The 11,641-nt window shown below is 41.5% G+C and carries 12 protein-coding genes and 2 pseudogenes; 11 read left to right on the top strand and 3 right to left on the bottom strand.

The genetic code is table 11. The features are described from left to right. Positions 1 to 36: 36 nt before the first annotated feature. The 7 genes and pseudogenes from N8A86_RS18080 to N8A86_RS18050 all read left to right on the top strand — a co-directional run bounded on the left by N8A86_RS18080 (position 37) and on the right by N8A86_RS18050 (position 5,283). Positions 37 to 1,466 (top strand): annotated as a pseudogene (locus tag N8A86_RS18080) (amidohydrolase). Positions 1,467 to 1,474: 8 nt separating this feature from the next. Further along, the gene (locus tag N8A86_RS18075) at positions 1,475 to 1,909 is read left to right on the top strand and encodes a (4Fe-4S)-binding protein (RefSeq protein WP_273566643.1); all 435 of its coding nucleotides are present in this window, start codon (positions 1,475 to 1,477) and stop codon (positions 1,907 to 1,909) included. Positions 1,910 to 1,914: 5 nt separating this feature from the next. After that, positions 1,915 to 2,601: a lysoplasmalogenase gene (locus N8A86_RS18070; protein ID WP_273566642.1), complete on the top strand. Its 687-nt coding sequence runs from the start codon at positions 1,915 to 1,917 to the stop codon at positions 2,599 to 2,601. A gap of 21 nt (positions 2,602 to 2,622) precedes the next feature. After that, a complete protein-coding gene (locus N8A86_RS18065) occupies positions 2,623 to 3,066 on the top strand; it encodes a VOC family protein (RefSeq protein WP_273566641.1) in 444 nt (147 codons plus the stop codon). A 169-nt stretch (positions 3,067 to 3,235) separates the two neighbouring features. Next, entirely contained in the window at positions 3,236 to 3,682 is a 447-nt protein-coding gene (locus tag N8A86_RS18060; RefSeq protein ID WP_273566640.1) for a hypothetical protein, read from the top strand. Positions 3,683 to 3,856: 174 nt separating this feature from the next. Continuing rightward, a complete protein-coding gene (locus tag N8A86_RS18055) occupies positions 3,857 to 4,858 on the top strand; it encodes a pirin family protein (protein ID WP_273566639.1) in 1,002 nt (333 codons plus the stop codon). Continuing rightward, positions 4,858 to 5,283 carry a hypothetical protein gene (locus N8A86_RS18050; protein ID WP_273566638.1) on the top strand — a complete coding sequence of 142 codons (426 nt, stop codon included), beginning with the start codon at positions 4,858 to 4,860 and terminating at the stop codon, positions 5,281 to 5,283. The genes N8A86_RS18055 and N8A86_RS18050 overlap by 1 nt, the downstream gene beginning before the upstream one ends. On the opposite strand, the gene murA is transcribed toward N8A86_RS18050, so the two are convergent. From murA to N8A86_RS18035, 3 genes and pseudogenes are all read right to left on the bottom strand, one after another. Beyond that, positions 5,270 to 6,577 (bottom strand): UDP-N-acetylglucosamine 1-carboxyvinyltransferase, encoded by a 1,308-nt coding sequence (gene murA, locus N8A86_RS18045; protein WP_273566637.1) that lies wholly within the window; start codon positions 6,575 to 6,577, stop codon positions 5,270 to 5,272. The two genes, N8A86_RS18050 and murA, sit on opposite strands and share 14 nt — an antisense overlap. A 15-nt stretch (positions 6,578 to 6,592) precedes the next feature. Further along, a pseudogene (locus tag N8A86_RS18040) lies at positions 6,593 to 7,241 on the bottom strand (DUF4290 domain-containing protein). An 87-nt stretch (positions 7,242 to 7,328) separates the two neighbouring features. Next, on the bottom strand, positions 7,329 to 7,637 hold the full coding sequence (locus tag N8A86_RS18035; protein WP_273569097.1) for a DUF493 family protein: 309 nt from the start codon (positions 7,635 to 7,637) through the stop codon (positions 7,329 to 7,331). An 87-nt stretch (positions 7,638 to 7,724) separates the two neighbouring features. Between N8A86_RS18035 and N8A86_RS18030 the strand changes: the two genes are divergently transcribed. From N8A86_RS18030 to N8A86_RS18015, 4 genes are all read left to right on the top strand, one after another. Further along, complete coding sequence (locus N8A86_RS18030) at positions 7,725 to 8,285, top strand: AAA family ATPase (protein WP_273566636.1); 561 nt, start codon at positions 7,725 to 7,727, stop codon at positions 8,283 to 8,285. After that, positions 8,282 to 10,192 carry a RecQ family ATP-dependent DNA helicase gene (locus tag N8A86_RS18025; protein ID WP_273566635.1) on the top strand — a complete coding sequence of 637 codons (1,911 nt, stop codon included), beginning with the start codon at positions 8,282 to 8,284 and terminating at the stop codon, positions 10,190 to 10,192. The genes N8A86_RS18030 and N8A86_RS18025 overlap by 4 nt, the downstream gene beginning before the upstream one ends. Then, on the top strand, positions 10,179 to 11,135 hold the full coding sequence (fmt, locus tag N8A86_RS18020; RefSeq protein WP_273566634.1) for a methionyl-tRNA formyltransferase: 957 nt from the start codon (positions 10,179 to 10,181) through the stop codon (positions 11,133 to 11,135). The genes N8A86_RS18025 and fmt overlap by 14 nt, the downstream gene beginning before the upstream one ends. A 176-nt stretch (positions 11,136 to 11,311) precedes the next feature. Then, positions 11,312 to 11,584: an HU family DNA-binding protein gene (locus N8A86_RS18015; protein WP_273566633.1), complete on the top strand. Its 273-nt coding sequence runs from the start codon at positions 11,312 to 11,314 to the stop codon at positions 11,582 to 11,584. The last annotated feature ends 57 nt before the right edge of the window (positions 11,585 to 11,641 follow it).

Genomic DNA, 11,641 nt, shown 5'->3' with positions numbered 1-11,641 from the left:
TAAAACATAAAATCAACAGCTAATTCAATGATAAAAATGAAGAGAACATTACTTTTAGGGATTTTGATATGCACCGGCATTTCCCTTTCCGCCCAGAAAATGAATGCCAATAAAAAGGCCGTTATGGCTTCGGTAGAGAATCACAAGGCCGAATTGATCAAAATCAGTGATTCCATTTGGGAGCTGGCAGAAACAGCTTTTAACGAACATGGTTCTTCAAAAATATTGGCCGATTATGCTGAAAAGAACGGCTTGGCCGTTACACGTGGTGTTGCTGATATTCCTACCGCTTTCACCGCCACTTATGGTTCAGGAAAACCTGTAATCAGTATTTTGGGGAATTCGATGCCCTTCCGGGGATATCCCAAAAAGCATCTCCGGTAAAAGAACCTTTGAACGAAGGGGCAGCCGGTCACGGTTGCGGCCATAATATGTTCGGAACGGCAAGTCTTGGCGCGGCAATCGCCATTAAGGAATTGATGGATGCAGGTAAAATCAAGGGTACGATCAAATTTTTAGGCACCCCTGCCGAAGAAAAATATTTTGCCAAGGTTTGGATGGTCAAGGCCGGATTATGGGACGATGTCGATATCAACCTAAGCTGGCATCCAGGTTCGACCATTGAGGCGGACCAACAGACAGGACTCTCCCTGATCGATTTTATCGTCGAATTTTCGGGGCAGGCAGCACACGCCTCGATGGATCCCTGGAACGGTCGAAGCGCCTCCGATGCCCTAGAACTTTATACCACGGGAATCAATTATTATCGCGAACATATTTTACCAACTACCCGGATCCATTACCACATTCAAGATGGCGGGCAAGTCGTGAACGTTGTGCCCGACTATGCTAAATTATGGGTTCGCGTTCGAGATCCGAAACGTACAAAAATGCTACCCACTTACGAGCGGGTAAAGGCAATGGCCGAAGGAGCGGCCATCATGGCCAACGTAGATTATAAGATAAGTCTGGTATCGGGCATTTACGAAACACTCGTCAACAGGACCGGTGGTATGGCCATGCAAAAAAACCTAGAGTTACTCGGCCCGATTACCTATACCGAGGAAGAAATCGCATTTGGAAAAGCAATTCAGAAAGCGACGGGAAAACCAGAAGTCGGCATGGCAGGCGGAGTAAAACCCTTTAAGGAAACCGACCCCAATGCCGGTGGTGGCTCTACCGATGTCGGCGATGTGAGTTGGAACGTACCCAATATAAACCTTGGTGTCTCCGTCGCGCCCTATGATACCCCTTGGCACTCTTGGGCCGTAGTGGCCTGCGGCGGCATGTCTATCGGCCACAAGGGCATGTTGCATGCTACCAAGGCTCTGGGGATTACGGCGGTCGATTTGTTTGAAAATCAAAAATTAAGAACCGAGATTACCGAAGAGTTCAAACAGCGAAAGGGCAGTGAGGTCTATGAGCCGATGATAGACGGCCCCCCGCCTATAGGAGATAACAAATAATTTTAGCTATGAAAGAAAAAGAAATCATCAAAAAATATCGAAAAGACGATTTTGCAATAGTTTGGAAACCAAAATTATGCATTCATTCGGCGATATGCGTAAAAGAGCTTCCCGAGGTGTACAATCCCAATGAAAAACCTTGGATCAAGCAAGAGAACGCCTCTGTGGAAGCGTTGAAAGCACAGATCGCAAAATGTCCTTCGGGAGCGCTAGCTTACGAAATAGAAAATCAAAAACAAGAAAAAGAAGATACTGCTATGGAAGACACAAAAGTCGTGCTGCGTAAAAACGGACCTTTATTGGTTCACGGAAATCTGGAGGTAACCGATGCCGAGGGCAACACAGAAAAGAAAGAACGGATTACCGCCTTCTGTAGATGTGGCGCTTCGGAAAACAAACCCTATTGCGATGGAGCACACAATTCGGTCGGATTCGAAGGATAACCATCGTGAAAGTACAATTCTGGCAGATTTATATCCTACTGGTTCTTATGGATATTGTTATAGGAAGTTTTGATTTAGCCCAATACCGGGTGGTAACAAAACCGCTCATCCTTATTTCGCTTTTGACCTATTTTGCGATTTCTGGGAAGCGCCTTCCAAAATCCACCTATTACATAATGTTGCTTGCTCTGTTGTTTTCTTTGATGGGTGACATTTTCTTGCTCTTTGATGAGCGTTCAAATACATTTTTCATACTTGGGCTAGTATCCTTTTTATTGGCTCATATTACCTACGGGACTGTATTTCTTAAAAAGAGAAATAAAAAATTGCCTTTTTTCCTGTACGGTGTCATGATGCTTCTTATAGGTATCGGAATGCTGCTGTTCTTTTATATAAACGACAGTTTGGGAGACCTTACCTATCCGGTGATGGTATATGTGCTTGGCATTCTTTTTATGGCGATTACGGCATTACTACGTGTTGGAAAAGTACGCCCTTCAAGTTTTCTATGGGTTTTTGTTGGTGCCTTGTTCTTTATAGCCTCTGACAGCATTCTAGCCATCAACATGTTCAAATTTGAAATTCCGTTTTCGAATGTCTTAATTATGGGAACCTACGCCACGGCACAATATTTGATCGTATCAGGTATCGTACGGGAAAACGAACCCATCAAAAATTTAAGTACCTTGTGAATCACCAAAATAATCAATAAAATGAAAAAATTAGTATCCCTTCTGGCATTTGCCTTTTGCCTAAACCTAAGCGCACAATCATTTGATTTTCAATACGACCATTATTCCTTTATCGTCAAAGATTTGGAAAAGGTCGGCGATTTCTATGCGGATGTCTTACAACTGGAAGAAATTCCGCACCCATCGGCCTCTTCGGGATTTCGATGGTTCATAGTGAACGGAAACTCCCAATTGCACCTTATCGGGAAAGATAGCGTAGCCATGGAACACAGTAAAAGTGTGCATCTTTGTTTGGCAACCCAAAATCTTGAAGGTTTTATTGAACACTTAAAAACCAATAATATCACTTTTTGGGATTGGCCCGGAAAAGAAAATACTATCACCGATCGTGCCGACGGTGTTAAACAAATCTACATCAAGGATCCGGAGAACAATTGGATCGAGATCAATACGGCGGAGCATTGATTGTTTTATAATAAACAGATGGAGGCATTTTTTATAGGACTTTACGAGTGAATAACGATTTATTTTATATCTAGATGAACAAGTTAGAGCACGTATGAACTTAGAACGAATTTTAGTTGGATTTTTAATTTTTTTCGTTCTTTCGAACTGCAAGGAAAAACAATCCGAATTGCCTTTTGAACAAAGAGTGTTTTATGAGATTGCACCAAAGATAATTGATTCACTTTACCACGAAGTCAGAGAAATCTACCCTAAACTTGTTCAAGAATTCTCTGATGAAAATGTAGATCTAAACAAGAAAGAAAACCTTCCGTTTTTAGTGGTGGGAATTGTGGACTCTATTTACGATTTAGGCAAATCCGAAGATTCTAAGTTTATTCATCATTTTTCTGAAGAAAAAGTAGATTTGGACACTTCCAATACGGCTAAAACGATTAAACTGGAGATTTCGAGAATCAAATCAAGTGATATTTTCAACTTCAAGAAATTATCGCAGATTCCAACCGGACCTCGCAGATGGAAAAAGACTGAGGACTTTTTCTTGCGGGAATTACTAGCTTCTCCCGAATTAGGTTTGATAAAGAGCGTAAATATGGAATACTTGAGAGCAGTTTGACTTGCGGTCAACAATGCGGAGTGACTTCGCTAGTGTACATAAAAGAACTTAATGGAGAATGGATTATTGACGAAATTGAAGATATTATTTGGCAATAAGTAAGTGTAATGACAAAGCCTCTTATGAAAAGTCACAGTCCAGTTTCACATCAACCCATTTACAAAAAATATAAATATGAACACCCCAATCAAATCTGTTTTCCCATTAGGTTTCCCATGGCAAACACAAGATCCCTTTTTATTCTGCGTCTATCATCTGGATCATTACCCCAAAGGCAACGAAGAGATGGGCCCTGATGCCTCTTTGAGAGGCCGAAACCTTGGCAATGATTTTGTCATCAAAGATGGTTGGCGTATGTACCACGGGCAGACCATTCCTGGGTTTCCGTATCACCCCCATCGAGGATTCGAGACGATTACGATTGCGAACAAAGGGTTTTGTGACCATTCCGATTCGTTGGGTGCGGCAGGTCGCTTTGGCCAAGGCGACGTACAATGGATGACCGCAGGGCGTGGCGTACAACATTCCGAGATGTTTCCGTTGTTGAACACCGATTCCGAAAATACGCTGGAGCTGTTCCAAATCTGGTTGAACCTTCCTAAAAAAGACAAATTTGTCGACCCGCATTTTGCCATGTTATGGCATGAAGACATTCCTATAGTAAAATCCGACACCGCTGAAGTCAAAGTCATCGCAGGGACGTTTCAAAATCAAAAAGCTCCGAATCCCGCACCAAATTCGTGGGCGGCGGATTCCCAGAACGAGGTTGCCATTTGGAATATTCATGTGGAGGCAAATTCGAGCTTTATAATACCTATTGCTGAATCTGAAGTAAATAGAACGCTATATTTTTATGAAGGTTCCGAAATCGAAATCGATGGGCGGTTAATAAAACCAAACTTTGGCATCGAATTGGATGCTTCACAAGAAGTCAGAATAAACACCAACGATACGAAAGCCCATTTTCTAATGCTTCAGGGAAGACCGATTGACGAACCCGTAGTTCAGCACGGTCCGTTCGTCATGAACACCCAAGATGAAATTCGTGATGCAATGCGGGAATATGGTACGACACAGTTCGGGGGTTGGCCATGGCAATACCCTGATAACGTGCATGATCGAGATAAAGGTCGTTTTGCCAAATACCCGGATGGGACTGTCGTAGAAAAGCCATAATGTTAATTCAGCTTCGACTTCTGTTCGATTTTGGTCTTGTGGCACTAATTTGGCTCGTACAACTGACCATTTATCCAAGTTTTAGTTTTTTTTCAGCAACGGAACTTGATGCCTGGCATTCCGAGTATGTTCAAAATATCAGTTTTGTGGTTATCCCGCTAATGTTTGGACAAGTCATCCTCTCGGCACTTATCGCCTTTCAAAAACGTAGCACGTACACTATTGGAAGTCTGCTATTGGTGCTGCTCGTTTGGGTGTTGACATTTGCCATTTTTGTGCCTTTGCACGACCAAATAGCAAGTGGAAACTATACGGAGGAAACATTGAAGAACCTCGTAACCAAAAATTGGTTACGAACAGCAGTATGGAATTTTATTTTTATATGGGGAATTATTGACTACCGAAATCGAACTACACCCGCGTAATCTTAGCCCCGATGGCACGCAATCTTGTATCGATATCCTCATACCCCCTATCGATTTGCTCGATATTGTGAATGGTCGAAGTACCTTTTGCAGATAATGCGGCAATCAACAACGAAACACCCGCACGAATGTCAGGGGAAGTCATCGTCGTTGCCTTAAGGGTCGATTTGAAATCGTGCCCAATCACCGTAGCGCGATGTGGATCACATAAAATGATTTTTGCGCCCATATCCAAAAGTTTGTCTACGAAGAACAAGCGACTTTCGAACATTTTTTGGTGGATGATCACTTCACCCCTAGCCTGAGTCGCGATAACTAGAATGATACTCAAAAGATCAGGGGTCATTCCCGGCCATGGGGCATCGGCGATGGTCAAGATAGAGCCATCGATGTAGTTTTGTATTTCATATCCATCAGTATGGGCAGGAACGTAAATATCATCACCCCTTCGCTCAAGTTGTATGCCAAGCTTTTTGAAGACTGAAGGAATTTGTCCCAAATCGTCCCAGCTTACATTTTTTATGGTCAGTTCGCTTTGGGTCATCGCGGCCAGTCCGATCCAACTTCCTATTTCTATCATATCAGGAAGCATTCGATGCTCGGTACCACCAAGTTCTTCAACACCCTCTATAACCAATAAATTTGAGCCCACACCTTTGATCTTAGCCCCCATTCGATTCAACATCTTACAAAGCTGTTGCAAATACGGTTCGCAGGCGGCATTGTAAATCGTCGTTTCACCCTCGGCAAGAACGGCGGCCATTACGATATTCGCTGTTCCGGTTACCGAAGCTTCATCGAGCAACATATAGGTTCCCTTTAATTTCTTGGCCTCTACGCCATAGAAATGTTCTTCTCTATTGTATCTAAATTTGGCTCCCAGTTTAATGAAACCTTCAAAATGGGTGTCCAAGCGACGGCGACCGATTTTATCGCCTCCGGGCTTGGGAATGTATCCTTTTCCAAAACGTGCCAATAAAGGCCCTACCAACATAATGGATCCCCGCAGACCCGCGCCATCTTTTTTGAACTGAGGTGATTGTAGATACTCCAGATTTACGTTATCGGCCTTGAAGGAATACGTACCCTTATTTTTCTTTTGGATTTTTACACCCAAATCTTCCAATAGTGAAATCAATTTATTGACATCTACAATATCTGGAATATTGCTGATCGTGACTTCTTCGGGAGTCAATAGTACTGCACAGAGAATTTGTAAGGCTTCGTTCTTGGCACCTTGTGGCGTGATTTCACCTGAAAGTCGGTGGCCGCCTTCGATTTTGAATGTACCCATGTAGAATGGAGAATGTTAGTACCGCTTCTTACCGCGGTTATTATTTCTTTGATTTTTTTGCCAGAATTATTGGATCTCGGTGTTTTAGCCACACGATTCTTTAGAAACTGACCACTTTCGGTAAGGTTTTCCCCCGTCAAGTCAATTTGACCATCGCTCAATTCAAGCAAGTGTTTGAAGATAGCTTGGTCGTCAACGGTATCTTTGTTCCAATTGAGATAACACTTCTTCATGTGATTTGCTATGGCGTATTCGAGTCCATCGCGCATGTCTCCTTGTTCCATTTTACCGCAACATCGATCATTCTTTTGATATTGTTGCCATAAAATCTGTATTTCGGGTGGTTCTGCGGATATTCAAGCGGTTCTGGCCGTTGTCGTAAAACCTCCTTGGAAGTGATAGGAAAGGGAGAATCGACGTCCAAGTTAAAGTCGGACATGATGAACAATTGATCCCAAAGCTTATGCTGAAAATCCGGCACATCCCTCAAATGGGGCTGCAGATTTCCCATCACATCGATAATGGCCTTGGCGACCTTGTTGCGTTCATCCCTATCGGCTATGGAAACGGCATGATCTACCATCTTCTGAAAATGTCGCCCGTATTCGGGAATAATAAGATGCGGACGCTCAGTATTGTATTCTAAGTTTTCTACTAAATTCAAATTGAAGTCTTTTGTATGAATATTCTATTAGGGAAGTGTACTTCTATAACGACGGCAAATTAACAAAATTATACGTGTAATACTAGTTTATAGGGATATAACTCCTTCGACCAGTCCCACTTCCTTGTATTTTTCAATAACCGCATCGGGATTTTTCAAATGCACGGTCACTGAAATACTGGTATATTTTCCTTTTTTTGATTGTTTGGACTCGATCACAGCTCCCGTATTATCAAATACCGCATGGATCTGTTCGATTTTCCGTGTATCTGTCGGAACAATAAATTTATAAAGATAATTCGAAGGCCATTGCGCACTGTCTTGCAACTGCTCTCTCAGTCTTTTGTAAAATTCTTCGGTATTCTTTTTTCCATACGACCATTTTGCTACAAAGATAACGCTTCGTTCACAATTTGGGCCAAGAGGTCTTGACGACAATATTTAGGGCGTATTTGATTACTTTTGTATTATAAACCATTACGCTTGAGCGCTAAAAAAATAGTAATCACGGGAGGGCCCAGTACCGGAAAAACTTCCTTAATCAAAGGATTGCAAAATGCCGGCCATTTCTGTTATCCGGAAGTCATTCGTCAAATGACCCTTGAAGCAAAAGATAAGGGAGCATTGATTAACCTCAACACAAATCCGATTGCCGCAGTTTCAAATCCTTTGGACTTCAATAGAAAAATATTGGATGCACGTTTAGCACATTATAAAGATTCGTTGCAACTCAAAGATTCCATTAATTTTTTTGATCGTGGCATGCCCGATGTATTGGCCTATATGACATATTACAAACAAAGTCATCCGAAGGAATTTATTTCGATAGTCAAAAAAAGTGCTTATGATATGGTCTTTGTGCTCCCTATGTGGCGCGATATTTTTGTGCAGGATGATGAGCGTTTTGAAAGTTATGAAGATGCCCTTAAAATTCATGATTGCCTTGTTCAGACCTATAACGAGCTAAACTATGATGTAATCGAAGTGCCCAAATACAGTATTCAGGAGCGTTTGGAATTCATCCTTCAAAAATTGAAAGGATGATAACAACTAAAGAACCAAAGGAAATTTTAAGGCAGTATTGGGGGTTTTCCGATTTCAAAGGTTCTCAAAAAGAAAGTATCGATGCAATACTTCAGGGGCAAGACGTGTTGGCCCTAATGCCCACCGGGGGTGGGAAATCGCTCTGTTACCAAATTCCGGCAATGGCCATGGATGGAATCTGTATCGTCATATCTCCCCTGATTGCCTTGATTCAAAACCAGGTCGATACCTTACAGGAAAAAGGGATAAAGGTTATTGCCTTGACCGGAGGACTGCCCTTCAATGAGTTAAATAATCTATTGGACAATTGTATGTATGGTAATTATAAGTTTCTCTACCTTTCCCCCGAACGTCTACAGCAAGAATTGATTCAAACCCGCATCCAACAAATGAATGTAAATTTGATCGCCATTGACGAGTCGCATTGTATTTCGCAATGGGGACACGATTTTCGACCGGCCTATTTGGAATGCTCAAAATTACGCGGTCTGTTGCCCGACACCCCTATGATTGCCCTCACCGCAACGGCCACAAAACAAGTAGTAAAAGATATCGTTGATAATTTAAAGTTTGTCGAACCTCTCATCGTCAAAGACTCTTTTTCAAGGGATAATATCGCGTTCAAGGTTTTTTGGAAAGAAGATAAGCGCTACCACCTACAACAGCTTTGTTCTAAAGTGAAAAAGAGTGCCATTGTCTACGTTCGTACGCGACGTTTATCACAAGAATTGGCACATTTCTTAGATGAAAACGGATGCACCGCAACCTATTTTCATGGAGGTATTTCCCAAACGGATAAAAAAGACCGATTGAATTCATGGTTACAAAATAAAGTAAAGGTCATGGTCGCCACCAATGCGTTCGGAATGGGAATCGATAAACCCGACGTAGAACTGGTCGTACACTATCAAATACCGGATTGCTTGGAAAATTATTTTCAAGAGGCCGGCAGAGCAGGTAGGGACGGGTCACCGGCCCAAGCCATTCTCTTAACCAATCAAAATGATGTCAATTTGGTCAAAAGCCAATTTCTAAGCACCTTGCCCGATGTTGATTTTCTGAAAAAAGTATACAATAGACTAAACAATTTTTTTCAAATCGCCTATGGGGAAGGTTTTGATCAAACCTTTCAGCTTAACTTCAATGAATTTTGTTCAGTCTACAGATTGAACGGTCTGATAACGTATAATGCGCTGCGCATACTAGACCAAAATTCTGTTATCGCACTTTCTGAAGCGTTTCATAGAAAGACCGTGTTGCAATTTTTGGCGTCCAAAGAAAGGTTATTCGAATACCTGGAGGCAAATCAAAAAATGGTACCGATCGTTCAGCTAATTTTGCGCACGTATGGAGGCATTTTTGATTATGAAACTAAAATAAATACTTGGTCAATCGCAAAAAAGATAAACATCCCAGAACATACGGTGCTTCATACGTTGGAAAAATTACAAAAAGACGGTATTGTTCAGTATACCGCATCGAATAACGATCTCGAAATTACCTTTTTAGTTCCGCGGGATGATGACCGTACTATAAACGTTTTTTCGAGAAAAATAAAGGAACGTAATGGCATTAAAAAGGACAATGTCGAAAGTATATTGGATTATATTAAAAATAATTCGCGCTGCCGAAATCGGCAGCTATTGTCCTATTTCGGGGAAGAAAAAAATACGGATTGCGGGGTTTGCGATATTTGTTCGAGCCGCAAACGGCGAAGTGAGGTCGGTCATGAATCGGTTCAACACCGTATACTAGAACTTTTGGAAGAAACAAGTCGTACCTCAAGAGAATTAATTCAAGAATTGGATTGTGATTCAACCCTTGTTCTCGGCGTATTACAAAATCTTTTGGAAGATGAAAGAATTAGTATAAACTCCAAAAACGAATACGAACTTGAAAAAAGATAAGAACTTGCGCATTGTATTTATGGGCACTCCTGACTTTGCTGTGGCAACTTTAGATTCCCTAGTACGAGAAGGGTATAACGTAGTAGGAGTGGTTACGGCTCCAGATAGACCTGCAGGTCGAGGAAGAAAACTGCAAGAATCGGCTGTAAAAAAATATGCCATCGACAAAGATATTCCGGTTCTACAACCGAAAAACCTAAACCAACCCGAGTTTTTGCAGGAGTTGAAAAGTTTAAGCGCCAACCTTCAAATCGTCGTGGCTTTTCGCATGTTGCCAAAGTCCGTTTGGAATATGCCGGAATATGGCACGTTTAATCTTCATGCATCGTTACTTCCTGATTATCGTGGGGCAGCACCAATCAATTGGGCCATTATAAATGGGGAGACCGAGACGGGAGTCACAACTTTTTTTATCGATGACAAAATCGATACCGGCGAAATCATCCTACAGGAAAAAACCAGCATAGAACCTGAAGATACAGCAGGCACACTGCATGATAAACTAATGCATTTAGGGGCGAAGCTTGTTATTAAAACTGTGGTACTATTAGAAAAAGGTCCGGTTAAAACCAAAAAACAGAAAGAGGAAAAGACAAAAAAACTAGCTCCCAAAATACACAAGGAAACCTGCAAAATAGATTGGGAACAGCCAATCGATACTATCTTCAATCATATAAGGGGTCTTAGCCCCTACCCGACTGCATGGACTTCACTGGTTAACGACCAAGAAAAGATATTCTTAAAAATCTACGGGGCATCAAAAGAATATAACGATCACTCTTTGAAGATTGGTACGATACATTTTTCAAAAAAAGAGATGAAAGTGGCGGTACATGAGGGTTACATTCAATTGTTGGAAATTCAGCTTCCCGGGAAACGAAAAATGTGGACAAACGAAGTGTTGAACGGCCTAAATTTGTCAAAATCTGCGCATATCTCGTGAAGTCCCGCCATCATTGGGCTGCGAGAAACGTAAAAAATGCCCTACTTTATTAACAAACGCTTCGAGTTATCAACAAAAACAGGGATTTCCCTTGTATTTACTTGCGTTGCGCACAAATACCTATAAATTTGTTTTAGATTTAAAATTATTTTAACAACAATTAATTTAATCACATTATGAACAAAACAGAATTAATCGATGCAATGGCAGCTGACGCTGGCATCACAAAAGCAGCGGCAAAGAAATCATTGGAATCTTTCTTGGGTAACGTTGAGGGATCTCTTAAGAAAGGAAACCGTGTTTCTTTAGTAGGTTTTGGATCTTGGTCAGTTTCTAGAAGAAATGCAAGAGAAGGTAGAAACCCATCAACTGGAAAGACTATCCAGATTAAAGCAAAAAATGTTGTGAAGTTCAAGGCAGGATCTGATTTGGCGGATTCCGTAAACTAATTTACATCTTTTCAATACTGAAAAGCATCACGTATGACGTGATGCTTTTTTTATTTC

It is taken from the genome of Maribacter halichondriae, from assembly GCF_027474825.1.
GTDB classification, from domain to species: Bacteria; Bacteroidota; Bacteroidia; order Flavobacteriales; family Flavobacteriaceae; genus Meishania; species Meishania halichondriae.
This window is presented reverse-complemented; position numbering and strand designations above follow the sequence as displayed.